22 protein-coding genes are annotated in these 24,714 nt (G+C 65.8%); 7 read left to right on the top strand and 15 right to left on the bottom strand.

What is annotated here, in order from left to right:
- Positions 1–75: 75 nt before the first annotated feature.
- From AC1DJT_RS12545 to hisD, 3 genes are read right to left on the bottom strand one after another with little or no spacing between them, the layout of a single operon-like run.
- Positions 76–969 carry an ABC transporter permease gene (locus AC1DJT_RS12545; protein WP_476834162.1) on the bottom strand — a complete coding sequence of 298 codons (894 nt, stop codon included), beginning with the start codon at positions 967–969 and terminating at the stop codon, positions 76–78.
- A complete protein-coding gene (locus AC1DJT_RS12540; protein WP_476834161.1) occupies positions 966–1,907 on the bottom strand; it encodes an ABC transporter permease in 942 nt (313 codons plus the stop codon). Before AC1DJT_RS12540 ends, AC1DJT_RS12545 begins: the two co-directional genes overlap by 4 nt.
- Positions 1,908–1,912: 5 nt before the next feature.
- Positions 1,913–3,217, bottom strand: coding sequence for a histidinol dehydrogenase (gene hisD / locus AC1DJT_RS12535; RefSeq protein ID WP_476834160.1), 1,305 nt, complete (start codon positions 3,215–3,217; stop codon positions 1,913–1,915).
- A 155-nt stretch (positions 3,218–3,372) separates the two neighbouring features.
- Between hisD and AC1DJT_RS12530 the strand changes: the two genes are divergently transcribed.
- Positions 3,373–4,176: an XRE family transcriptional regulator gene (locus AC1DJT_RS12530; RefSeq protein ID WP_476770227.1), complete on the top strand. Its 804-nt coding sequence runs from the start codon at positions 3,373–3,375 to the stop codon at positions 4,174–4,176.
- 364 nt (positions 4,177–4,540) lie between these two features.
- Positions 4,541–7,393 carry an autotransporter domain-containing protein gene (locus AC1DJT_RS12525; RefSeq protein ID WP_476770228.1) on the top strand — a complete coding sequence of 951 codons (2,853 nt, stop codon included), beginning with the start codon at positions 4,541–4,543 and terminating at the stop codon, positions 7,391–7,393.
- A gap of 238 nt (positions 7,394–7,631) precedes the next feature.
- Here the strand turns inward: AC1DJT_RS12525 and AC1DJT_RS12520 are convergent, their stop codons facing one another.
- The 8 genes from AC1DJT_RS12520 to AC1DJT_RS12485 all read right to left on the bottom strand — a co-directional run bounded on the left by AC1DJT_RS12520 (position 7,632) and on the right by AC1DJT_RS12485 (position 15,689).
- Positions 7,632–8,213: a hypothetical protein gene (locus tag AC1DJT_RS12520; protein ID WP_441507200.1), complete on the bottom strand. Its 582-nt coding sequence runs from the start codon at positions 8,211–8,213 to the stop codon at positions 7,632–7,634.
- Between the two features lie 323 nt (positions 8,214–8,536).
- On the bottom strand, positions 8,537–9,583 hold the full coding sequence (locus tag AC1DJT_RS12515; RefSeq protein ID WP_476770229.1) for an extracellular solute-binding protein: 1,047 nt from the start codon (positions 9,581–9,583) through the stop codon (positions 8,537–8,539).
- A 5-nt stretch (positions 9,584–9,588) separates the two neighbouring features.
- Positions 9,589–10,395, bottom strand: a complete 807-nt coding sequence (locus AC1DJT_RS12510; protein WP_476770230.1) for an ABC transporter permease — start codon at positions 10,393–10,395, stop codon at positions 9,589–9,591.
- Positions 10,392–11,276 carry an ABC transporter permease gene (locus tag AC1DJT_RS12505; RefSeq protein WP_441493644.1) on the bottom strand — a complete coding sequence of 295 codons (885 nt, stop codon included), beginning with the start codon at positions 11,274–11,276 and terminating at the stop codon, positions 10,392–10,394. Before AC1DJT_RS12505 ends, AC1DJT_RS12510 begins: the two co-directional genes overlap by 4 nt.
- Entirely contained in the window at positions 11,273–12,358 is a 1,086-nt protein-coding gene (locus AC1DJT_RS12500) for an ABC transporter ATP-binding protein (RefSeq protein ID WP_476770231.1), read from the bottom strand. The genes AC1DJT_RS12505 and AC1DJT_RS12500 overlap by 4 nt, the downstream gene beginning before the upstream one ends.
- Entirely contained in the window at positions 12,355–13,662 is a 1,308-nt protein-coding gene (locus AC1DJT_RS12495; RefSeq protein ID WP_476770232.1) for an NAD(P)/FAD-dependent oxidoreductase, read from the bottom strand. The genes AC1DJT_RS12500 and AC1DJT_RS12495 overlap by 4 nt, the downstream gene beginning before the upstream one ends.
- 2 nt (positions 13,663–13,664) lie before the next feature.
- Positions 13,665–14,498, bottom strand: a complete 834-nt coding sequence (locus AC1DJT_RS12490; protein ID WP_476770233.1) for an IclR family transcriptional regulator — start codon at positions 14,496–14,498, stop codon at positions 13,665–13,667.
- A 540-nt stretch (positions 14,499–15,038) separates the two neighbouring features.
- Positions 15,039–15,689 carry a DUF2239 family protein gene (locus tag AC1DJT_RS12485; RefSeq protein ID WP_441507206.1) on the bottom strand — a complete coding sequence of 217 codons (651 nt, stop codon included), beginning with the start codon at positions 15,687–15,689 and terminating at the stop codon, positions 15,039–15,041.
- A gap of 119 nt (positions 15,690–15,808) precedes the next feature.
- Here AC1DJT_RS12485 and AC1DJT_RS12480 point away from each other — a divergent pair, with 119 nt between their 5' ends.
- The 3 genes from AC1DJT_RS12480 (at position 15,809) to AC1DJT_RS12470 (ending at position 18,006) form a co-directional block, all read left to right on the top strand.
- Positions 15,809–16,144: a GIY-YIG nuclease family protein gene (locus AC1DJT_RS12480; protein ID WP_441507207.1), complete on the top strand. Its 336-nt coding sequence runs from the start codon at positions 15,809–15,811 to the stop codon at positions 16,142–16,144.
- Between the two features lie 16 nt (positions 16,145–16,160).
- Positions 16,161–17,075 carry an alpha/beta fold hydrolase gene (locus AC1DJT_RS12475; RefSeq protein ID WP_476834159.1) on the top strand — a complete coding sequence of 305 codons (915 nt, stop codon included), beginning with the start codon at positions 16,161–16,163 and terminating at the stop codon, positions 17,073–17,075.
- Positions 17,076–17,694: 619 nt separating this feature from the next.
- The gene (locus AC1DJT_RS12470; protein WP_441507209.1) at positions 17,695–18,006 is read left to right on the top strand and encodes a hypothetical protein; all 312 of its coding nucleotides are present in this window, start codon (positions 17,695–17,697) and stop codon (positions 18,004–18,006) included.
- A gap of 198 nt (positions 18,007–18,204) precedes the next feature.
- Here the strand turns inward: AC1DJT_RS12470 and AC1DJT_RS12465 are convergent, their stop codons facing one another.
- The gene (locus tag AC1DJT_RS12465) at positions 18,205–19,806 is read right to left on the bottom strand and encodes an ABC transporter substrate-binding protein (protein ID WP_476834158.1); all 1,602 of its coding nucleotides are present in this window, start codon (positions 19,804–19,806) and stop codon (positions 18,205–18,207) included.
- Positions 19,807–20,227: 421 nt separating this feature from the next.
- Between AC1DJT_RS12465 and AC1DJT_RS12460 the strand changes: the two genes are divergently transcribed.
- Complete coding sequence (locus AC1DJT_RS12460; protein ID WP_476769499.1) at positions 20,228–20,647, top strand: OsmC family protein; 420 nt, start codon at positions 20,228–20,230, stop codon at positions 20,645–20,647.
- A 194-nt stretch (positions 20,648–20,841) separates the two neighbouring features.
- On the opposite strand, the gene AC1DJT_RS12455 is transcribed toward AC1DJT_RS12460, so the two are convergent.
- A complete protein-coding gene (locus AC1DJT_RS12455) occupies positions 20,842–22,053 on the bottom strand; it encodes a M24 family metallopeptidase (RefSeq protein WP_476834157.1) in 1,212 nt (403 codons plus the stop codon).
- A 402-nt stretch (positions 22,054–22,455) separates the two neighbouring features.
- Here AC1DJT_RS12455 and AC1DJT_RS12450 point away from each other — a divergent pair, with 402 nt between their 5' ends.
- Positions 22,456–22,800: a hypothetical protein gene (locus AC1DJT_RS12450; RefSeq protein ID WP_441507213.1), complete on the top strand. Its 345-nt coding sequence runs from the start codon at positions 22,456–22,458 to the stop codon at positions 22,798–22,800.
- A gap of 2 nt (positions 22,801–22,802) precedes the next feature.
- Here the strand turns inward: AC1DJT_RS12450 and AC1DJT_RS12445 are convergent, their stop codons facing one another.
- Both AC1DJT_RS12445 and AC1DJT_RS12440 read right to left on the bottom strand, forming a co-directional pair.
- The gene (locus AC1DJT_RS12445; protein WP_441507214.1) at positions 22,803–23,672 is read right to left on the bottom strand and encodes an isocitrate lyase/PEP mutase family protein; all 870 of its coding nucleotides are present in this window, start codon (positions 23,670–23,672) and stop codon (positions 22,803–22,805) included.
- Positions 23,673–23,771: 99 nt separating this feature from the next.
- Positions 23,772–24,714, bottom strand: a 943-nt coding sequence (locus tag AC1DJT_RS12440; RefSeq protein ID WP_476834156.1) for an ABC transporter substrate-binding protein, incomplete at its 5' end; no start/stop codon positions are given.

The following is a 24,714-nucleotide window of genomic DNA, read 5'->3' as shown; positions in this document are numbered from 1 at the left end:
GATTGCCGGCAATGCTTGCGGTCAGGGCCGGAGCCGATCCGGGGCCCCGTCCGGATCATTGGGTTCGCGTTCCCCTCACAGGCTCTTGGCGATGCGCGGATCGAGCGAGTCGCGCAGGCCGTCGCCGAGCAGGTTGACCGCCAGGACCGTGATCGAGAGAAAGATCGCGGGAAACAGCACGATATGCGGCCTGACCTGCCAGAGCGCCCGGCCTTCGGCCATGATGTTGCCCCAGGACGGCGTCGCAGGCGGGATGYCGGCCCCGATGAAGGACAGGATCGCCTCGATGATCATCGCGCTGGCGCAGATATAGGTCGCTTGCACCAGCATCGGCGCCATGGTGTTGGGGATGATGTGCCGGATGATGATCCGCGGCGCCCTGGCGCCACTGGCGACGGCAGCCTCGACATAGGGCTGTTCGCGCAGCGAGAGAACGACGCCGCGTACGAGTCTGGCAACGCGGGGAATTTCCGCCAGCGTGATCGCCAGGACGACATTGCCGACCGAGCCGCGCGTCAGCGCCATCAGGGCGATGGCGAGCAGGATCGGCGGGATCGACATCATGCYGTCGATGGCGCGCATGATGACGCCATCGGCCTTGCGCACGAAACCGGCGAGGACGCCGATCGCCAGGCCCGCCAGCGAGGCGAGCGCCGCGACCGCAAACCCGACGACGAGCGAGACGCGGGCGCCATAGACGACGCGCGAATAGACGTCGCGCCCGAGCATGTCGGTGCCGAACCAGAATTGCTCCGAGGGCATCCGGGTCCGCCGCGCCGGCGAGATCTGGGTCGGGTCGACCGTCCAGAGCAGCGGCGCCAGCACGGCGATCGCGACCATGGCAAGCAGCAGCCCGCCGCCGACCGCGACGGACGGGTGCCGGCCGAGATAGCGCAGGAGACGCTGCAGCCGCGAGGGTCTCGCGACGAGCCGGGCCCCGCCCGCCTCGGTGCCGGTGAGCGCGGTCAATAGCGTATCCTCGGGTCGACGATGGTGTAGGCGAGGTCGATCAGCAGGTTCACCAGCACATAGACGAAGCTGAACATCAGGATGACGCCCTGGATGACGGGATAGTCGCGCTGCAGGATCGCATCGACGGTCAGCCGGCCGAGACCGGGAATGGCAAAGACGCTCTCGGTGACGACCGCGCCGCCGATCAGGAGCGCGATGCCGACGCCGATGACCGTGATCACCGGCACGGCGGCGTTCTTCAGCGCGTGCAGGAACAGGACATTGCGATGGCTGACGCCCTTGGAGCGGGCGGTGYGGATATAATCCTGCTGCAGCACTTCGAGCATCGTCGCCCGGGTGATGCGGGCGATCAGCGCGATATAGACGAAGCCGAGCGCAAGCGCCGGCAGGATCAGGTTGCTCAGCCAGGGCCAGACACCCTCCGCGAGCGGCGTGTAGCCCTGCACCGGCAGCCATTCGAGCTTGAGCGCGAAGACATAGGCGAGGAGATAGCCGACGACGAAGACCGGAACGGAAAAGCCGAGCACCGCAAAGGCCATCGCCGCCTTGTCGACGACGCTGCCGGCATTCCAGGCCGCGAGCACGCCCATCGGCACGGCGATGAGCACGGTGACGAGCAGCGTCAGCACCATCAGCGACAGCGTCGGCTCGATGCGCTGCGCGATCAGCAGCGTGACCGGCCGCGCCGTGAAGATCGAGGTGCCGAGATCGCCCTGCACGACGCGCCAAGCCCATTCGCCGAAGCGGATCAGATAGGGCCGGTCGAGGCCGAGGCTCTGCCGGATGCGCTCGACCTCGGCCGGCGAGGCCTGGTCGCCGGCGATCACGGCGGCGGGATCGCCCGGCGCGATATAGAGCAGCGAGAAGACGAAGAGGGCGACGAAGGCCATCACCGGGATGGTCGCGACGATGCGCCTGATGATGAAGGAGAGCATCGGGGCTATTCGGCCGCGGCGCCGTAGGGGATGTTGCGCCCGCCGAAGCGGCGGACGCGAATATTGGCCTGTTCGGCATGGCCGACGAAGCCTTCCATGATGCAGAGCCGCGAGCAGGCTTCGCCGATCAGGACCGAGGCCTCGTCGGTCGCGATGCGCTGATAGGTGCAGGTCTTCAGGAATTTCCCGACCCAGAGCCCGCCGGTATAGCGCGCCGCCTTCTTGGTCGGCAGCGTATGGTTCGTGCCGATGACCTTGTCGCCATAGGACACGGTGGTGCGCACGCCGAGGAAGAGCGAGCCGTAATTCTTCAGGCGATCCTGGAAATATTGCGGGTCCGCGGTCATGACCTGGACATGCTCGGAGGCGATCCGGTCGGATTCTTCGGCCAGTTCCTCCAGGCTGTCGCAGAGGATGACCTCGCCATAATCCTCCCAGGCCTGGCGGGCGATTTTTGCCGTCGGCAGGATCGTGAGCAGGCGCTCGATCTCGCGCATCGTCTCACGCGCGAGCGCCTCGGAGGTGGTCAGCAGGATCGCCGGCGAATTGACGCCGTGCTCGGCCTGTCCGAGCAGGTCGGTGGCGCAGATCTCGCCATCGACCGTCTCGTCGGCGATGATCAGCGTCTCCGTCGGGCCGGCGAAGAGATCGATGCCGATCCGCCCGAAGAGCAGGCGCTTGGCCTCGGCCACATAGGCGTTGCCGGGGCCGGCCAGCATGTCGACCGGCTTGATCGTCTCGGTGCCGAAGGCCATCGCCGCGATCGCCTGGACGCCGCCGAGGCAGTAGATCTCGTCTGCGCCGGCCAGATGCTGGGCGGCGACGATCAAGGGGGCGGGCGCGCCATTGAACGGCGGCGCGCAGGAGATGATGCGCTCGCAGCCCGCGACCTTGGCGGTGACGACCGACATATGCGCCGATGCCAGCAGCGGATATTTGCCGCCCGGCACATAGCAGCCGACATTCGCGATCGGGATGTTCTTGTGCCCGAGGATGACGCCCGGCAGCGTCTCGATCTCGATATCCCGGAGCGCCGCGCGCTGCGCTTGCGCGAAGTTGCGGACCTGCTCCTGGGCGAATGCGATGTCGGCGCGCTGCTGTGTCGTCAGCCCATCGACGCAGGCCCGGATTTCGGCGTCGCTCAGCCGGTAGGAGGCGCGGTCGAGCCCGTCGAACCGGGTGGCCAGCGCGCGCACCGCCTTGTCGCCGCCGGTCTCGACCTGCGCCAAAAGCTCCTCCACCGCCTTGGTGAGAGCCCTGTCCTGAACCGCATCGTCGGACCGTGCCGCCGTCTTCAAGCGCCTGATCATCACTGCCTTCCACACCACATCTGAGCGCAAGTGTTCGGCGCTACCGTGCCGGCTGACAATTTCGCAGTCGCTTGATTGCTGACGCGAAGTGACGCAGTGATCGCGTCATCATGCTGCTGATGCTTGGGGGGCGGGGCGCTTTGAGACCGGATGGGGTGGAACGATTTTCGGCGAACCTGAGGTTCCTCTGCGAGCGGCACAGCTCGATCACGGCGGTCTGCCAGAAGATCGGGCTCAACCGGCAGCAGTTCAACAAATACCTCTCGGGCGTGCATCTGCCGTCGCCCGGCAATATCCGGCTGATCTCGCAGTTCTTCGGACTGGGCATCGCCGTGCTCTTCGCCGACCCCGACGAGGTCCGGATGCTTGTCGACGGCAATTATTTCCCGGTGCTGGAACGGCTGCGCGGCTCGCGCCAGTTCGATGCCTTCATGAATGCAGCCGTACTCGGCGCCAAGCGGGAGACGCCCGATATTGCGGGGGTCTATGACCGCTACCAGTATTCATCGATTTACAAGGGCGCGATCATCCGCTCGCTGCTCTGCATCTACCGCAACGAGAACCTCTACCAGCATTGCTATCTCGAACGCTTTCCGAGCGCGGAAGCGCGCGGGAAGACGGATTACATCTTCAAATATCACGGTTTCACGGTGCCGCTGGCCGGGCGGATCTTCTTCTTCGATTTCGAGAGCGTCCAGAAGAACGAGCTGACGACCTCGATCCTGATGCCGGTTCAGCGCAGCAAGACCAAGTTCATGTTCGGCATCGCCAGCGGCATCGCGGCGACCATGCTGCGCGAGCCCTATGCGACCCGGACCGCCTTGCATTATCGCCGCGCCGGCCTGATCGGCAGGGAGGACATGGCCATCGCCACGACCTTGCAGCCCGACGACCCCTCGATCCCGCGCGATGTCCTGCATTATCTCGGCGATGGCAGCGATATGCTGCGGGTGAGCTGAGTTGCGCTGGCGTGGACTGAACAGGGGGCTGGGGACAGGCGCCTGGCGTCCTTTGACCTCAAGGGGATGACAGCTCCGCTTGTTGCGCCATGAGGCTGCTTCAGACCAGACCATCCGCCGGTTTTCCCGCCAGCATCATGGTGGGCAGGTTGGTATTGGCCTCGGGGTGCGCAGGGCATCACCCAAGCATCGATGACATGGAGCCCGCGGACCCCGTGGACGGCGCCATCGCGCGGCGAGGCGAAAACTGCGGAATCACCGGACGAAATACGGCATTTGCCGTATTGAGCGCCGCGGGCGGAATCTCGAAACTGCGGACATAAGTCTCCGTGCGGAGGCTTTTTGCTCCCGCCCGAGGATGCCCTTGCCTGTCCGAGCCAAGCCCGCCGTCGCCGCCCTGTTGCTGACGACAGTCCTGACGAGCGCAGCCGCTGCCCAGTCGACAGGTCTCCTGACCGATCCGAACACGTGGCGGACGCCGGAATATCTGGCGCAATGGGGCCTGGACACGATCAACGCCGCGAAGGCCTATGCCCGAGGCGTCGATGGCACCGGTGTCCTGGTCGGGGTCATCGATACCGGCATCTTCGCCGGCCATTCCGAGTTCACCGGACGTTACGCCGGAGGCTACGATTATCCCACCGGAACGGTGCAGGCGATCGATCGCGACGGGCACGGCACGATGGTTTCATCAGTCATCGCCGCCAACCGTGACGGCAGCGGCATGCACGGCGTCGCGCCTGGCGCCTCGCTCATCGTGGCCGGAGCAGAAGACGCGCGGGGATGGATCGATTTGGATTTCGCGGCACGCGCCTATGCCGACCTGCAGGCGCGCGGCGTCCGTATCATCAATAACAGCTACGGCGATGACCGCCCGGTTACGGCATTCACTGCGGACAGCTACCTGGCGGAGAATGCGTCAGACATCCCCGCCTATCGGCGCGCCGTCGCTGCGGGCGTTCTCAGCATCTGGGGCACGGCGAACCAGGGTCTCAACCAGCCGAGTGCCCAGGCTGGACTGCCGCATCTCTTCCCGGAGCTGGAGCGCGGCTGGCTGGCTGTGGCGGGCTATGCGAACGGCTACGAGCCCTGGTATACCAACCGCTGCGGCGTGGCCAAGAACTGGTGTCTGACGGCGCCCGGTGGCGGCGACTGGTTCGACACCGAATTTCCCGATGATCCCATCGTTGTGGCCAACACCAGCGGCGGCTACTCCAAGGTCTCCGGCACCTCGCTCGCAGCGCCGCATGTCACCGGCGCCGCGGCCCTGGTCTGGCAGATGTTTCCGTTCTTCACGGCGGATCAGGTGCGCCAGACGCTGTTGGGGACGGCGCGGGACATCGGTCCGCCGGGGGTGGACGAGATCTTCGGCTACGGGTTGCTCGACGTCGGCAAGGCGGTGCTCGGTCCCGGCCGCTTCGACTGGGGCGACTTCGTCATCGAGCAGCCAGGGGGTGTCGCATTCTTCGAGAACGACATCGTCGGGGCAGGGGGCCTGGTCAAGCGCGGCGGCGGCGAACTCGTGCTGTCGGGGCACAGCTCCTATGCCGGGGCAACACGCGTCGAGGGCGGCTTCCTCTCGGTGATGGGCAGCATTGCCTCCCCGACCACGGTCAGCGGGTTCGGCGTGCTGGCCGGCACCGGCGTGATCAACGGCTCCGTCGAGAATGCCGGCGCCGTCTGGGCGGGCGATGCCTATGGCGTCGGCATGCTGACGGTCAACGGCAACTATGTGCAGCGGCCCGAGGGCGCGCTGGTCCAGCAGATCGACGGCGCAGGGGGCCTCAACCATCTCGCCGTCGCCGGCTCGGCGGGCCTCGCMGGCCGCGTCGCCTTCACCGCCGAGAACCGGCTTCTGCCGCGCTCCCTGACCGCGCCCGTGCTGAGCGCCGGTCAGGGGATCAGCGGCCGCTTCGACGGTGTCGAGGGGCCGGCCGGCGACGGCACGGCCGCCTTCATTCGGGCGAGCCTGCACTATGAGCCCCGCGTCGCCTATCTCGACATCCGCACGTTGCCGTTCGACACGCCGGAGGTCTGCGCCTCAGCCAACCAGTGCGCGGCTGGCAGCGGGTTGGAGCGCGGGCTCGCCGGCGCGGACCGCGACCTGCGCGAGGTGGCGGGGCTACTGCAGGCGGCCGGCACGCGCGCCGGCGCGCAGCGCGCTCTGGCCGCGCTGTCTGGCGAGACGCAGGCCAATCTCGGCACGCTGGCGCTCGGCGGCTTCCTGCCCTTTGCAGGAATGATCGAGCGGCGCCTGACTGCGCTGCGCGCCGGCCAGACCGGGCCCAGCGGCGAGTGGAGTTCGGCGATGGCCTATGCGCCGGGCGCGACCAACAACCCGCTGGCGGCGATGCTGAGGCAGCTCCCGGCCGCCCCGGTCGCGCCGCAGAGCAGCGCCTGGCTGCGTGGCTACGGCCTGTTCGGCAAGCTTGGCGGCGACGCGAATGCGGGCGGCGGCACGTATCGGGGCGGCGGCGCGATCGCCGGCGTCGACCGGCAGTTCACGCCCGCGTTCCTGGCCGGCGTCAGCGTCGGCTATTCCAGCACAGATGGCGATTTCCGCAATTTTGGCGGCAATGGCAGCGTCACGGCCTATGAGGGCGCGCTGTACGGCGGCTATGCCAGCGGCCCGCTGCGCTTCGACGGCATCCTGGGTTATGCCCGCCTCGGCTTCGACAGCGAGCGCAGCATCGCCTTCGGTGGCCTGTCGCGCCAGGCCCGCGCCGCGTACGATGGCGACCGCCTCAGCGGCGCGCTGGCGGCCAGCTATGGCATCGATCTCGGCTGGTCTAAGATCGAGCCGCTGGCCGGACTGCGCTACACCTATCTGCACCAGGACGGCTTCAGCGAGACCGGCGCGGGCAGCATTGGCCTGACGACCCGGTCGCAATCGGCGCAAAGCCTGCTCGGCAGCCTTGGCCTGCGTCTGGCGAAGAGCTTCGACATCGGCTCCGGCCGCCTCGCGGTCGAGGCGCGCGGGCGCTGGCAGCATGAATTCCTCGACGACACGATGGTGCTGAACGCGTCCTTCATCGGCGCCCCGACCGCAGGCTTCCCGGTGCAGGGTGCCCGGATCGCGCGCGACAGCGCGGTCATCGGCGCCGGCCTCTCGCTCCAGATCGACCGCAACCTGACCCTGTTCGCCGATTACGACGCCAGTCTGAACAGCGATGTCACCGCCCACTCCGCGACGGCCGGGCTGCGCGTGACATGGTAGAGGGCAAGGCTGTGCGGGAGCGGCGTGGACGGTGAGGCAGCGTCCGTGCCTGATGGGTCTGGCGCCGTCACCGGAGGTCGGGAGGTTGGCCCGCTCTCGAAGGCTGGATGCATCCCGTCCTCGCTGAGGACATCCTGGTCGCAGGAGTGGCGCCCCGGCTGCGACCAGGCGCGATGCTCGCCTCCTTCCGGAGGGGAACTCGCACCTGGCATAGGCAGGCGGCGGTGAGCCGACGGGCTCAGTTCTTCTGGAAGTGGAAGCCTTCAGCGAAGGTAAGCTCCACCATATCGCCACGCCTCAGGCGCCTGATCGCGTCTTGAATGCCGGGATCCGTGACTTCACGCGTCCGCGGTCCAAGCGGCCCGACATAGTTCACGACGCCTGTCGCCGGATCGAAACTCTCGAACCTCGCGGTTACGGTCAGTGTCCGCACGATGAACTTGTCCGGCAGGTTCTGGAAGCTGGGGCTGCTGACCGCCTCGGTATAGACGATTGTCGGCTTGGCGCCTTTCCGAGCGCGCTTGGCACCAAGGATCACGCCCTCGACGCGTCGGATCCGGACGTTGTCACCGGCGTTGATATTCTGCAGATCGCCGAACACGGACGGCACCGCGACGGGCCAGGTCTGGCGGCCCTGCCGGACGATCACCATGCGCTCGGCGGGATTCACCTCGGCAACCTCGACATCAAGCTGCTCGACTTCCACCGGGCCGACGCCGGCGACGATGACTGTCTGGCTTGTCACGGTCGGACCGGTCGCGCAGCCCGCAACCCCCACCGCCAGCGAGACTGCAAGGACCAAGCTCATTTGCTTCAACATCGGGCTTCTCCACTTTCAAAGGCAATCCGGTTTGAGACCTTTTGCCGGCCTCCGGATTCGATCGGCAGATTATGGAAGGTAGGAATGGATGACTGGGCGAGCTTCAGGAAGAAAAGGCCAAGTTCGGCCGCAACACAATAGGGGCTCGAGCAACAACCTGCCTGGGCGCGATGAGACGTAGCCTCAGCGGTCAGCTGCGCGACGCAGGGCACGAGCGACGCCTCGTCGGCTGGGGGCGCKGAATCCCGAGGCTGTTCGGTGGCGAGCCTGGTGGGAGCGAAGAAAGCGGAGAGGCGGCCTTCGGCACGCCTCTCCGTCCTCTGTCAGCGGCGCAGGCGCGTCCAGACGCCGTCGCGCAGCTCGCGCGCCTTGAGTGAGCAATCCTTCACCGGCCGGAAACGCGTCATCAACGCTTCGGGCGGGTTGATGGCGGGATTGTCGCGMAGCTCGGCCGTCATGAACGCATCCGAACCTTTGATGGCGTTGTTGTAACCGCTGAAATTCGAGGCTTCGGCGGCGTTCCGTGGGTCCATCATCCAGTTCAGGAACAGCTTGGCGTTCTCCGGGTTCGCAGCGCCCTTCGGCACGGCGAAATTGTCGCCCCACAGGTTCATCCCCTCGGTCGGATAGACGAAGACCGCAGTCGGCAATTTGGCCCGGGCGCGGTGCGAGGCTCCGTTCCATTGCTGATGCAGCGCGACCTCACCGGCTGCGACACGATCGATCGTGCCGGTCGAGGAATAGATCTTCACGCTCGGCTTCTGCTTCGCCAGAAGCTCCAGGATGCGCTGGGCATCGGCGGGGTTCTCGGTGCAGGTATCGAGGCCGAGATAGATCGCCGCGGCGCTGAACATTTCGCCCTGATCATTCAGCGCGGCGATCTTGCCGACGAGTTCGGGGCGCGGTTCGAAGAATTCCTTCCAGCTCTCCGCCAGCTTGCCGCCGGGAACCTTGGCGGAATCATAGGTGAAGCCGGTCGAGCCCCAGAGATAGGGAACGGAGTATTCGCGGCCCGGATCGGCATCGGGGCGATCATGCGGCGCCTTCACATTTCCAAAATTCGCGAGCTTCGCCGCATCGACCTTCTGCAGCAGGTTGGAGCGGATCATGGTGGCGAGCACGGAATTGGTCGGCACGACGATATCGTAGCCGCCGCCGCCCGCCTGCAGCTTGGCCAGCATGGTGTCGTTGCTGTCATAGACGTCGACGCTGACCTTGACGCCGGTCTCGGCTTCGAAGCGCTTGAGCAGATCCGGCGGCACATAATTCGCCCAGCTGTACAGCAGCAGCTGCTTGGACTGGGCCAGCGCGATACCTGGTGCGCTGGCGATCGCCAGGGCCGCCATGGCAAGACGGAAATAATGTTTCAAGACGCTTATCCTCCGTTGTGTTGACTGGCGGGCCGCCGTCCGAGCAGGAAGGCGACGCCGATCACGGCGATCGAGGTGAGAAGCAGGATCGCCGAGAGTGCGTTGACTTCGGGCGTGACGCCGATGCGGATCATGCCGAAGATGTAGACGGGCAGCGTCGTGGCGCCGGGACCGGCGACGAAATAGGTGATGACGAAATCACCCAGCGAGCTGATGAAGGCGAGCAGCGCGCCGGCGAGAATGCCGGGGCCGAGCAATGGCAGCTCGATGCGCAGGAACCGCTGCCATGCCGAGGCGTAGAGATCGCTCGCGGCCTCGATCAGAGCGGGGTCGAGGCCCGCAAGGCGAGAGCGGATCGGATAATAGGCGAAGGGGATGCAGAACACGGTGTGCGCAAGGATGACCGAGAGCAGGCCGAGCGGCGCCCCGATCAGCACGAAGAGCAGCAGCAGCGCCACCGCCGTGACGATTTCGGGGACCAGCAGCGGCAGTCCGAGCAAGCCTTCGACGACACCGCGATAGGCCGAACGCGTGCGCGCGACGCCAAGCGTTGCGGCGGTCGCCGCCGCCGTCGCCAGCACCGTGGCAATGCTCGCCGTGATCAGCGAGTTCTTGGCCGCGCGCAGCATGTCGCCATTGTCGAGGACCGCCGCGTACCATCTGACGCTGAAGCCGGTCCAGATCGTCGTCAGGTCGCTGGCATTGAACGACAAGGCGACGAGCGTCACGATCGGCAGATACAGGAAGACGAGCGCCAGCGCGGCGATGACGCTGGCGCCGGGAATGCGCAGCAGGCTCTGGTCGCGCATCATGACAGGCGCTCCGCACGCCGCCGCACCAGCGCGAGCAGCGCCAGCGACAAGAGCAGGATGAGCACGAGCACCAGCGCCAGCGCCGCTCCGAACGGCCAGTTGCGCGACGCGCCGAACTGGGCCTGCACGAGATTGCCGATCATCAGCGACTTGCCGCCGCCGAGCAGCTCCGGGCTGACATAGGCGCCGAGACAGGGCACGAAGACGAGAACCGCGCCCGCGACGATGCCCGGCATCGCCAAGGGCAGCACGACGCGGGTGAGGACGCGGATCCGGTCGGCGCCGAGATCGAAGGCCGCTTCGATCAGCCGCCGGTCGATCCGCTCCAGCGCCACATAGACGGGCAGGATCATGAAGGGCAGGAACGAGTAGGTCAGGCCGATCCCGGTGGCCCATGGCGTGTAGAGGATGTCGAGCGGCTGGCTCGTGATCCCGAGCCATAGCAGCAGGCTGTCGAGCTGGCCGCCATTCCGCAGGATCAGGATCCAGGCGAAGTTGCGCACCAGGAGATTGGTCCAGAACGGCACCGTCACCAGAAACAGGATGATGGCGGCGCGGCGCGGCGACAGCGTGGTCATGTAGAGCGCAGTCGGCAGGCCGATGGCGAGCGTCAGCACCGTGGTGATCGCCGCGAGACGGAATGAGCGGCCGAAGATCGCGATATAGTCGCTGTTGAAGGAGAGCGCGCCGAGCAGATCGCGCTCGAGCAGCAGCTTCTCGTAGGCGACAGCGGTATGGCTGCCCCAGAGCACGCCGCCGAAGGGTGCGCGCTCCAGCGTCGAGACGTAGACCATCAGCAGAAGCGGCGCGACCATGAAGGCCACGAGGAACAGCGCGGCCGGCGCGGTGAGTGCGATATCGCGGGAGCGGAGCTCGTTCATGCCGCAAAGGCCCTGACGGCATCGCTCGGAAAGGCAAAGCCGCTGACCTGCCCGATCAGGGCCGTGACATCGGCATCTCCCGGCAGGCGGGCCCGCAACAGGGCCCCGCCCGGCAGAGACGCATGCAGCATCAGATCGCTGCCACGATAGACGGCCTGGCGGGCCTGACCGCGCAAGCGCGATGTCTGCGCCGGCACGACGGCGACGCGTTCGGGGCGCACGACGAGCATCGCCTTCTCGCCCGGCGCAAGGAGGCCGGCATCGGCGACGGCGATCGGGCCATCATCGTCTGACGCGCCAGCCAGGCGGAAGCTCCCGCCATCCCCGCTTCGATCGACGCATATCGCAGGCAGGAGATTGGCCTCGCCAATGAACTCGGCAACGAAGAGATTGGCCGGGCGCTCGTAGATATCGGCTGGTCGCCCGATCTGCATGACGGCGCCGCCGCGCATCACGGCGACGCGGTCGGACATCGTCAGCGCTTCCTCCTGGTCATGGGTGACGAAGACGAAGGTGATGCCGGTTTCGGTCTGAAGCCGTTTGAGCTCGATCTGCATCTCCTTGCGCAGCTTGAGATCGAGCGCCGACAGCGGCTCGTCCAGCAACAGCACTTTCGGTTCAGGCGCCAGCGCCCGCCCGAGGGCGACACGCTGCTGCTGTCCGCCCGAGAGCTGGGCGGGCCGGCGGTCGCCCAGGCCGTCGAGGCGCAGCAGGCGCATCATCTCGGTAACGCGCGCCCGAATGGCCTCGCGCGGCCGGCCGAGCATCTCGAGCGCGAAGGCGATGTTCTGCGCCACGCTCATATGGGGAAACAGGGCGTAGCTCTGGAAAACCGTATTGACCGGCCGGCGGTTCGGCGGCGTGCGCTCCATTGCCGTGCCATCGAGCAGGATCGCGCCCGAATCCGGATTTTCGAATCCGGCGATCATGCGCAGCAGGGTTGTCTTGCCGCAGCCCGACGGRCCCAGAAGCGTGAAGAACTCGTTCTTCAGGATATCGAGCGAGACGCCGCCCAGCGCAGGCTGACTGGCGCCGGCGAAGGTCTTGCGTACCGACGAGATGGCGACGGCTGCATCGGTCATGGGGTTTCCTTTGCCGGCCGCGATGCTCGCCGCCGCATCTGCTGGAACTGGTCGCCGAGCTGATGGCGCCAATAGATGAACTGGAATGCGGCCCGGCCAGCCGAGCCTGCAGCGAAAGGCAGCCCGAATGGCGCGAAATGCCGGTGGCGGTCGTCACCGTCGGCGATGGCGCCGGCGATCAGCTCGCCGGCGAGCGTGGTGTTCACCAGGCCCAGGCCGCCAAAACAGGCGGCAGCCCATAGTCCTTGTTCCAGGGGGCCGATCACCGGCATGCGGTGCCGGGCGATCGGCATCAGGCCGCCCCACGCCATCTCGACCTTCAGATCGGCGAGTTGCGGATAGATCCGCGCCATGTCGCCACGCAGCAGCCGCGCCAGCCGCGCCGCGTTGGGTTCAAGCGCGCTCGCCCGCCCGCCCCAGAGCAGCCGTCCGTCGGGCAGGACGCGATAATAATCAGTGGCGACGCGCGTATCCGAGACGGCGGCGTCGGTCGCGATCGCCTGCCTGATGCGCTCGGGTGCGGGCTCCGTCGTCATCACGAAACTCGCGACCGGCACCGTCGCAAGTCCCAGGCGCCTGTGGAGCAGGCCGAGATGCGCGCCACCGGCAAGCACGACATGACGGGCGGAGACGGCGCCGACCTTCGTCGTGACGGTCCAGGCCGTGCCCCGGCGCTTCAGCGAGACGACGGCGGCGCCTTCGTGCAGGTGTGCACCGTGCTGCGCCGCAGCGGTTGCCATGCCACGCGCCAGATTCAGCGGATGCAGCTGAAGCGACGAGGGATTGAGATAACCGTCGGCATAGCGATCGGTCGCGAGCATCGCGCCGAGCTGGGCCGCCGGCAGATGAACGAGGCCCGCATTGAAGCGCTCGTTCATGGCTGAGACATAGAAGCCCAGGCTGTCCGGGTGTTCCGCCATCCGGCACCGCAGGGCGCCGTGGCCGACGAGCACCGTCGGACCGAGCGCTTCGGCCCGGCGACGAACGATGGCGAGCGCCTCGCTGCTCAGCCGCCAGAGCGCCCAGGCTTCGTCGATGCCGAGGCGATCGGCCAGGGCCGGCATCGCAATCGGATAGCCGCGCGTGGCAAGACCGCCATTGCGTCCCGATGCGCCCCAGCCGATGCGGTGCGCCTCCAGCAGGATGACGGACCGCCCGCGCTCGGCCAGCGCCAGCGCGGCTGCGACGCCGGCAAGGCCGCCGCCGACAATGCAGGTCTCAGTCTCGTGATCTCCGTCCAGCCCCGGCCAGCGCGCGTCGTCGGTTCGCGTCGCCGCGTAATGAGTGGGTGGGTAGCCGCTCATCGCTAGTAGCCACCACCGGCGATCAGGCGCGCAGTCGCGACAGCCAGCGGTGCGAACCGCTCGCGCACCGTGCTCTCGTCGTATTCGGCATAGGACATGGCGATGTGAACCGCAGCCCGCGGCAAGCCGCGCATATCGACCACGGGTGCCGAGACCACGATTTCGCCCACCAGGGTTTCCTGCACGGAGATCGCGAACCCATCCGTCCGGGCGCGGTCGATCGCAGCCATGATCTGATCGACATCGGTGACGGTATAGGGCGTCAGCTGCCTGCGGTTGCTGCGTTCGACCAGAGCCAGGGCTTCCGTCTCCGGCAGGCGCGACAGCATGGCCCGGCCGCCGGACGCGCAGAAGGCGGGGATGCGGCGGCCGACCAAGGTTGCGCCGAACGCCTCCCGCTGGCTTTGCAGACGCACGACGTAGAGAATGTCGGTGCCGTCGAGAACGCTGAGATCGACCCGCTGCTGACAGTTCTGGCGGAGGTCGGCGAGATAGGGGGTCGCCACCTCGACCAGCGGATCGCTGCGCAGATAGGCATAGGCGAACCCAAGCGCGCGCCGCGACAGACTGTATTTGCGGGTCGCCGGATTCCTCTCGAGATAACCAAGCGCATAGAGCGAGAACGTGAAGCGCTGCGCTGCGCTTTTGTCGAGACCGGTCGCGGCTGCGATCTCGGTGATGCCCATCTCGCGCTGATCGGGAGTGAAGGCCTCCAGCACCGCGAAGCCGCGCTGCAACGAGCCGACGAACATCGGGCTGGCAAGCATGCGCGCCCGATTGTCCTCTTCGCTTTCGGAACGCTCAGGTGCCTCTGCGGCATCCTGCTCATCTCTCATCGCGCTCTCCCTCGTTTTCCCGAGCTTATTCGCGCACAYGAATATCGCAATAAGATTTTCCGTATTTTATTTTAGACAGAGAGCTCCACCGTGGTGGGCCGCGTGATCCCCGGAAAGGGAGGTGCGCCCGGGGGCGGCTGCCCCCGAGGCAACCGCCGGATGAGTCTGGACGCGATCGACGGCGTGCGGCGCCGTCAGGCCGTGAGGTTCGCGTTGCTTCCAGCCTGGCCAAGCCCTTGCCGCGTTCACAAGCGGAGGCCGGCGCGCACCGCGGCCGTCGCTGATCTCAGCGCATCAGCTCGTCCAGATCGGGCGGATCGTCATCGCTAAGGCATCGGCCCGAAAAGTGGATTGCGGTTTTCGGAAAAGCCGATGCAAACACAGAAGGTTAGATCACCGGACCGGATACGATATCCGGTCCGATGATCTGGTGGATAGAATCTGACGTTTTGTACCCGGCCACGATCGTCCTTGCGGCGGGCGGAAGGACGCCAGGGACTATGCGGATTAGCTGACGTTCCGAAGGTCGCAGGAGGGTGGTTAGCGGATTGTTGGATCCGCTTCCTGAGGGGCGCGAAGCGGACATGATCCAGTCGCCAGCTTCAAAGCATGGCGTCTTACGTCCGGCGGCCAAGCGTTCATGCGGTCGGCAAAGTCCCGATCCTCGCCCGCGAACAAGGACCGGATAGCATCCTCGAAGCCAGGAAGGTCACCGGCCAATGCGTTGAGAAAGCGGTAGGCGGCTTCGCGCGCGGCCTTGGCTTGGGTCTGGCCGCCATCGGATCGGCGAGCCTCGTCTACGAGGCGCCGTAAAACCTGTGATGTCCCGCCGGGCTGCGCGGAGAGCCATTCCCAGTGTCGGGGAAGCAGTGTGACCTCTCGGGCGACGACGCCTAGTTTCGGCCGCCCACGCCCGCGAGGCTCTGCATCGGTGTCCGAAGCCGTTTGCGTCCTGGCCGCCGCTGTCTTTCGCTTCCCCCGCTCGCTGAGACGGACCACGACTTCGGCGGTTGTGCCTCGCAGGTCGAGATCCACGACGGAGCCCGTAGCATCGTCGAAGACGAGAATGGACGCGTCAGCGCGGTCGCCTTCAGCGGCCTTGATCGCCAAGGCCACGTCAATCAGAGATCCAGCCGCTAGCTGCTCCGTGCCGACGAAAGCGGTGCAAATCTTGGACAGGTAATCGGACATAGGATCCTCCACTGCGAGTTATTACCCGGCCAAAAGGCGCACGTCAATATTGTCCGGGTAATATTGCTTTCTCAAACTGCTTCGGCTAGCTGTCGCCGCCGTCAGGAGGCGCTCACGTCATGAAACGCGAAGATCGGAAGGCAGCCGTAGCGGCCTATCGGAAACGAGAGATCGCGACCGGCATCTACGCCGTTCGCTGCATACCCACAGGTGCGGTCTGGGTGGGACAAGCTCCTGACTTGTCCACGATCCAGAACCGGCTTTGGTTCACCCTCCAGCTCGGAAACAACACGCATCGTTCCCTCCAGGACGCGTGGCGCGCCGAAGGACCGGAGGCATTCACGTTCGAGATCATCGAGCGTCTTGAGGAAGAAGAGAGCGACTATGTTCGCGCTCGCCTGCTGCAAGAGCGCCTCACGCACTGGGCAGACAAACTTCAGGCTACCCGGATTTGACGGCTGGAAGCGGACGATGATGAAGAACCTGAACAGTAACGGCATCACCCTGGCCTATGACAGCTTCGGTGAGGAAGCGGCGGAGGCCATCCTGCTCATCTCCGGACTGKGGACGCAGATGATCCGCTGGGCTGAACCCTTTTGCCGGGAACTGGCCGCGCTGGGTTACCGCGTCATCCGGTTCGACAATCGGGATGCCGGGCGTTCAACCTCCTTCGCCCAGCATGGAACCGTAGATGTCGGAACGCTGGTGTCTCTCCTCATGGCGGGACAGCGGCCACCTGTGACCTACACACTTGCCGACATGGCCGCGGATGCAATCGGCCTGCTTGATGCCCTCTCCATCCCGCAGGCCCATGTTGTTGGGCGCTCGATGGGCGGGATGATCGCTCAGATGATGGCGAGCGAGTACCCGTCCCGTGTTCTGTCGCTCACCTCGATCATGTCGGCGACGGGAAACCCGGCCCTGCCGTCGGCAGAACCAGACGCCATGACAATGATGATGCGGCCCGCACCCGATCCAGTCTTGGACGAGGCGGGCTTCCTTGATCACGGCGTCGCCTTCGCCCGGCGCGTCGCTGGCACCGCTTATTCGTTCGACGAAGAGGCTTGCCGTGCTCTCCTCCGGGAGGAGGTTCGGCGAGGTCGTGTACCAGGCGGGTTCGGGCGCCAATTTGCGGCAATTGCGCTGGCCGGTGACCGCCGGTCACAACTGGCTACGATCAAGGCGCCGACCCTCGTCATTCAYGGGACGAACGATCCTCTCGTTCACCCCGGCTGCGGTCAGGATACCGCGGCGTCAATCCCGGATGCGGAGATGATGCTGATCGATGGGATGGGACACGATCTGCCCGCGCAGTTCTTCAGTACCGTGGCGCACGCCATCGACCGAACCGCCCGCCGTTCGCGGCCGTCGATTTTCGGAGCATAGGAAGGCACCTCTGGCCGCAAGTGAGTTCGGCGTCCGCTTCCCGGAGAGCCACCTCCCCGCTCCAATGGCACACATGGGTGGAAAGCTGAGATTTGGCTGGGAGCCAAAGGCGGACATGAGAAATTGAAGGTAGCTCCGGCCTGCCATCGCACGGATCGCAATCGGCCAGATGATTACTTTCTGAACTCAAGCTTGCGGTGACTGGCCGGATTTTCCGTTCACTWCACTTTCGCGATAATCGGAGGCTTCCAGGTGCCGTCGAGGATAGCTTTCTCCGCCATCGTCGACGCGCGGCCGGATCGTCACCTTGGCCTTCCGCGAGGCCGATGCCGCGCCGATCAGCGCCAGTGGCAGGCGCGCCGTCACCCTCACGCCGTTTGCGCGATCGGAGATAACACGCGGGGATTGCGAACCTCACCGATGCGTGAGTAGCCCGACACCCGAAACGGGTGTCAACGTAGGAGTGCCACCGCAGGTCATGCGAGCCTGCTGCCGGCATGGTGCGCGAAGATGCACCAGATGACGACGCTTCGGCGCCGGCATTGCCCCGTCAATGCAGGCGTCCGCCCACAGGAGGCGACTACGACGTTTCTCACGACGCGATAGGGAGCAAACAGCCATGAAGCCACTTGTCACTGCCAGCCGCTGCGCCAAGACCCTCACCCTTGCGCTGGGCACATCGCTTCTTGCCACGATGGCACTTGCGCAGGAGGGCCCAAACCTACGGACAATGCAGTGTGCCGAGGCCAAAGCCCTGGTCCAGTCGAAGGGCTCCGCCATTCTCAATTCGGGCCCCAACATCTTCAATCGCTACGTCAAGGATTCCGCGTTCTGTGCGGAGGACATGTATCTCACGCCCGCCTGGGTCAGGACCCAGAATTCGAGATCGTGCTTTGTCGGCTACACATGCTCCGACAACCGTGATGACTAGAAGTCCCGGCTGATGAACGGAATTCCCGCGTGGAGCGGCCTCAGCGCTTGAGACCCAGGCGTCCACGCGACGCGGGAGAGCTCAAAAGAGGCGCGGAGCCGTCGCCACGGGTCGACGCTGCGTCGACGTAAGAGCCCGGGCGGCCCGTTGCAGGGCCGGCCGCCCGGGTGTCGAATGGCCGTCGCCGATGTCAGCGCATCAGTTCGTCCTGCTCGGGCGGATATTCATCGCCAGCGTGTCTTCGTCGACGCGCGGCTTGATCGTCACCTTGGCCTTCTGCGAGGCCCATGCCGTGCCGATCAGCACCAGCGGCAGGCGCGGCCGGTCCTTGCCGATCAGCGCTCCGGCCTGCTCGAGCAGGTTGCGCCGCTTCGCCTCGTCGAGTTCGACCCCGGCGGCGTCGATCAGCCTGTCCAGTTCGGCATTGCTGTATCCGGTGACATTGTAGCCGCCCAGTCGGCGCGCGATATCGGCGGTGTGGGTCAGGGCCGCCAGCGTGTAGTGCGCTTCCCCCGTGGAGGTGCTCCAGCCGTAGAGGGTCAGCGAATACTCGCCGCGCTGCCGTGCCGGGAACAGGATCGTCGTCGGCTGCCCATTGGAGACGGCATCGATGCCGATCCTGGCAAGCATCTGGACGACGGCGGCGCCGACCTCTTTGTCACCCGGCAGTCGGTCGGTGGTGAAGCTCAGCGTCACCCTGAAGCCGTTGGGAAACCCGGCCTCTCCGAGCAGCTGCCTTGCGCGTGCGGCATCGGGCCTAGTGATYGGCAGATCGCGATTGAACCCGAAGATATTGGGTGTCACGAGCTGGCCGACGGGTTTGCCAAAACCTTCCATGGCGATCTCGGCCAGGGCCTGGCGATCGATCGCGAGATCGAAGGCTTCCCGGACGCGCGGATCGAGGAAGGGGTTCTTCGGCAAGGGCGARCCGTCCCTGGCGAAGACCTGAGGGCTCTTCTCGCGGAAATCGAAGTCGACATTGAACAGATAGATCGTGTCCGTCTTTGTCACGGCGAGCTTGGGATCGCGGCCAAGCGAGGTCACGTCCGAGAGGGGCGCGCGGGCGATCAGGTCGACCTGGCCCGCCTTGAGTTGCGCGACCCGCGAGGCATCGTTTGGAATCTCCTTGCGCACCACGCGCTGCCAGGGCTCCTTCTCGCCCCAGAAACCGTCAAACCGCTCCAGGACCAGCTCGGAGCGCGGCGTCCACGAGACGAATTTGTAGGGCCCGGTCCCGATCGCGGCCTTGCCGGAGTTGAAGGCGGGATTCGCCGCCTCCGCCGTCAGCAGCTCCTTGGCGGCCTTGGACGAAACGATGAAGAGGCGCACGAAGTCGTTGGGCAGCGTCGGCGCCGGGCCGTCGGTCTCGACCCGCAGCGTATAGGGATCGATGATCGTCACCTCCTTGACGCGGCGGACATAGACGKAGACGGGGCTCGGTCCCTTGATCTGGCGCGAACGCTCGATCGAGAACTTGACGTCCTCGGCCGTGAAGGCGCTGCCGTCATGGAAGACGACGCCCTGGCGCAGCTTGAATTCCCAGGCGGTTTCCCCGACCGGTTTCCAGCTCAGCGCGAGCCGGGGCTCGAGCTGAAGCTCGTCGCCCGCCCAGACCAAGGTGTCGAAGACATGCTTCAAGGTCTCGGCATGCGTCCCCGTCGAGGTGAAATGCGGATCGACCGATTCCGGGCCGGCGCGAACGCCGATCGTCAGGGTTTGCGCGAAACCCGGGGCGGCTAGCGAGAGGGCCGTGCCGAAAGCCAGGGCGGCGAGCGAAAGGGAAAAGCGCTTCTTCATCATGGAACCGTTCTTGGAGCCTGGGGCGGCCGATATCTGGCCATGCGGACGCGCTCGGAAGAGTTCCGAGACGTCGGCAGGAGGGCGGTGGTGGGGAAGGGGGGATCTGTCGCGACGCGGCGTCGCGATAGATTTGTGGTCAGTGAATAGAATAGTTCTAGCTAGTGATCGAGCGTAATCGAGATAGACTTGCTTCTATAGGAGGTCGATCGCGATCATGTTGAATGATATCGAGCGGAGTGATTGAACGTCAACGAAATTGAATTGGCGATTATGCGGGCACGTCCAGAAATTAAATCCCTAGATAGCGGTCGTTCCGAAAGTTATTTCTTTTTTCAAAATTCGACGTCGTAAACTCTTATGCATCAAAGCTTGGGCGGCTAGTGTGCCCGTCCAGCCCAGTCGAACAGCAGGACACCAAGCGATGAGCGGACGATACAGCGTCACGGCCTCCACCTCCGGGGCGCCCGGTCGCTATGTGATCGAGGGGCACGGCAAGGTCCTGCTGTCCGATTCAGCCATGGTCCGGCAGATCCCTTCGGTCGCGCCGGGGCCGATCGAGCTTTTGGTCGCGGCCTTGGGGTCCTGCGCTCTCGCCAGCGCCGAAAGTGATGCGCTGGAGCATGGCATCGCCTTCCAGGCGATCTCCGCAGCGGTGGATGCGACGCGCGACGAGCAGGACGAGACGCGCTTCTCGGCGATCCATGTCGCCATTTCGGTCACGGGGGTGTCTGCGGCCGAGGCGCCCAAGCTGCTCGGCCACCTTCTCGATCAATGCCCGATCTTCAACACCTTGCGCCGCGGTGGCGGCGAGGTGACCGCCACAATCGCCGCGCTGCCCTGAGCGGCCCACATATTCGCAGGCGGGCCRATGCTTCGGCTGGTGTCGAGGGCCTGGGTCCCGCTCGCGAGGATTTATCGACATATGCCCGCCCGGTGGGCAGGCTCTTCTTCTACTACTTCTGCGACCCAGGCTGAACCCTGGGTCGCAGGAGCGCAGGCGCGTCCCTTGCTGCGACTTGCCTTGCCGCGAGAGGCTCAGGCTTCGTAGCCGAAGGGATCGTCGACGCTGTGGGCCGGCTGCGTGAACCAGCGCGCACCGCCTTCCGCCATATAGGCGATGTCCTCGAGGCGAACGCCGAATTCGCCGTAGATGCACATCATCGGCTCGACCGAGAAGCACATCCCCGCCGCCAGCGGCGTCCGGCTGCCCTTGACCATGAAAGGCTCCTCGTGGATCTCGAGGCCGAGACCGTGGCCGGTGCGATGGGGCAGGCCCGGCACCTTGTAGCCGGGGCCGAAGCCTGCGGCCTCGATCACGCCGCGCGCAGCCTGGTCGACGGCCTCGCAGGGCGCGCCGAGCACGGCCGCCCCGAACCCGGCGAGCTGTGCGCGCTTCTCCAGGTTCCAGATCTCGCGCTGACGCTCTGTCGGCTCACCGAAGACATAGGTTCGGGTGATGTCGGAGTGATAGCCGCCGAGCCTGGTCCCCGTGTCGATGAGCACCATGTCGCCGTCCGCCAGCGTCTGCGGATAGGGGACGCCGTGCGGATAGGCGGTGGCTTCGCCGAACTGCGCGGCGCCGAAGGTCGAGCTCAGCCCGAGCTTGCGATGGGCGCGGTCGAGGAATTCGACCAGCTCCGTCGTCGTCAGGCCGACGCGCAGCACCCGCGCCGCAGCCCGGTGGACCTCCATGGTGATGTCCATGGCACGCTGGATCAGCGCGATCTCGGCTGCCGATTTCAGCTGGCGGCAGGAAGCGGCGATCGGGCCGCCGCTGGCGAAGCTGTAGCGGTTGCCGGCCTTGCGTAATCCGTCGGCGATGAAGAAGGGGGTATGGGGGTCGAGTGCGACGGTGCCGCTCTCATAGCCGAGGCTGCGGATCGTCTMGACGACGAGCGCGGTCGGGTCCTCATGCTCTTCCCAGCAGCGCACATCCTCGCCGAACTGCATGTATTCGCGCGTCTTCGGCTCCTCGAAGGCCGGGCTGAGATAGACGATGTCGCCCTCTGCCGGGATGATCGCGCCATGCAAGCGCTCGGTGAGCTTGAGCTGGATGCCGGTGAAATAGTGCAGGTTGGCCGAGGTATCGAGATAGAGCGCCTGCAGCCCCTGCTCGCGCAGGAGCGCTTGCGCCTTTGCGATGCGGGCCTTGAACTCGGCGACCGCGATCGGCTCGACGCCGGACGTCATCGAATTCAGCCTGGCGAGTTCCGCCTCGAAGCTCGAGCCTCCCACCCCAATCGTCATCGGTCGTCATCCCCTTGGTTCGTTCGGTTCCCGGAATGCTGTTCCGGCGCGCGCTGGCACGGCTGGGCGATAGATCCTGGCCCGTCGTCCCGCTGCAGTGCGTGTTGATAGTGCCTTGCATATTATTCGTCGACAATGACGCGAAAGGCATCGCCGGGTTGCGATAGCGCGTGCGTGACCCTCGCATCGATCGAAGATGCGCTCAGTCGCTCCGGGCAGAGGGATGTGTGGCACGGCGGGCGAGCGCTGTGCTAAGTTTGGCCCGTCGCGTGCAGGCGAGATGAGGCGCCGGCTCGTCCGGTGGGGGATCGCGGTCATCCCGCGGATGCCGAGCCCCACAATCCGTCACGCCGACCTGATCATGAGGCGCTCTCCCACGTTTGTCCGACGGGAGGACAACCGATGCGACACACCCTGACCGACAAGGCGTTTGCGGTGGCCCTGGTCCTGGCCGCGACATCGCCAGCCTGGGCGCAGGATCAACGCCCCGGGTTCAGCCAATCCCTCACCTGCAGCTTCAGCCACGACCAGGGGGAAACGAGGATCACCCTGAGTGGCCGCTGCTCCGGCGCGCTCGACTTCAGCCTCTCCGTCCAGATCGAGCGCCGGGACGCGTCGCGGACGAGGGGGCAGGAGAGAACCTTCCGCGAGGGCACGGGGCCCATAGCTGACATCGCTGAGCCAAGGTCAGGTTCTGGCGTATCCGGCACGCAAAGATGGCGAGCGATCGGTGGCTTCGATCTCTGACGTCAGCTCTCCCCGTCTTCTGCGTGCGCTCGTTCGAACGCCCAGACGCGCTCGAAGCCGATCATGTGGACGAATTCAGTGAACGGGTAGAGCTGGCCATCCCAATTTCGCGTCGAGCCGGTCGACTTGAGATGCGCGAAAACCGCCTGCAGCGTGCTCGCGGCGGCGAGCAGTCCGGCAACCGGGTAGATCGCGATCCTGTATCCGAGCCCCTCCAACTCCGCGCGGCTCAGGATCGGCGTGCGGCCACCCTCGACCATGTTCGCCACCAGCGGGGCGTCGAAGGTCCGGCCGATCCGCTCCATTTCCTCGACGCTTTCGGGCGATTCGATGAACAGGATATCGGCGCCGGCCTTCAGGAAGGCCTCTCCTCGGCGCAGTGCCTCGTCCAGGCCGAGCGCCGTGCGGGCATCGGTCCGGGCGATGATCTTGAACGCGGGCGACGAGCGCGCATCGGCCGCGACCTTGATCTTGCGGACGGCATCCTCGAGCGGAATCACCCGGCGGCTCGGAGTATGGCCGCATTTCTTGGGGAATTCCTGGTCTTCGAGCTGGATCGCCTGGGCGCCGCTCGCCTCGTAGCCGCGAACGGTATGGTCGACATTGAGCAGGCCGCCATAGCCGGTGTCGCCATCGGCTATGAGCGGCGTCGCGGTGCCTTCGGCGATCTGGCGGACGCGCCCGACCATGTCGGTATAGGTCGCCAGACCGGCATCGGGATAGCCGAGATGGGAGGCGACGACGCCGAAGCCTGTCATGTAGAGCGCGTCGAATTCGGCCTGGTCGGCGAGCTTGGCCGAAACCAGGTCATAGACGCCCGGCGCGACGATCAGCCCGGGCCGGCTCAGGCGTTCGGAAAATGTCTCGGGCATGGGTGATTCCTGCTGACGCGGGGCCGGCCGCCTGCGACGGCGGCCGGGACGATGGCATTGGCCGGGCTCTCTTTGCGCCCGGCTCTCTTGGGCCGGGTTCTATTGCGCGGGGTAGGTGATCTTGGCCGCGGCCTTCTCGGCCGGCCAGACGACCTCTTGGCCCCCGTCGGGCTTGTACTGCACGGCGATCATGCTCGCGTCGGTGATGAGCTGGTGCTTGCCCCCCATCTCCGAGGCCGTGTAGGCGACTTTGCCATAGGGCGTGTCGAAGGTCGTGGAGCCGAGATTGGCCAGGATCTTGGCCCGGTCCCAGGAGCCRGCCGCCTTGGCTGCATCGCGCAAGGTCTGCATGGCGACGTAGCCCTGCACCGCGCTCGACACGACTTCGCCGCCACGCTTCGCCTCGGCTTTCTTGACCCATTCTGCCAGGCCCGGCGTCGTCTGCTTGGCCGACCAGAGATCGACGACGACGACATTGTCGCCGGCTGGGCCGAAATCGGAGCGCTTCTCGCCGGCGCCCTGAGTGACGAGCAGCTTCGGCTTGATGCCGAGCTGCAAGGCCTGCCGGGCGATCTGGAGATTGTCCCCGGAATAGCCGATCAGGAAGAGGATGTCCGGGTTGAGGCCCTTGGCCCGGTTGAGGATCGGCGAGAAATCCGGCGTCCCAGCACGGAAGGGCTCGTTCATCACCACCTCCAGGCCGGCTTCCTTGGCGTATTGCTGGGTGAACTTGGCGCCGTCGGTGCCGTAGAGCTTGTCCTCATAGGCGATGGCCAGCGTCTTTACGCCCGGAATGCTCTTGAAGAAGTTCACCGCAGCCTTCTGGCGATGATAGTCCCAGATGTAGACGTGGTGGTACCAATCGTTCTTGCCGAAGGTCTCCTCCAGCCGGACGGAGGACGAGCCTGGATGGATGAAGATCGGCTCGTAGCGCTGCACGGCGCTGAGCAGCGCAAAATCCGAGGTGCTGCCGAAGCCGCCGACGAAGGCGTCGACCTTGTCCTGCGTCGCGAGCTTCGCCGCGATGCTGGCCGAGGTATTG

The sequence above is a fragment of the Allobosea sp. 05T422_2 genome, assembly GCF_056396265.1.
This window is presented reverse-complemented; position numbering and strand designations above follow the sequence as displayed.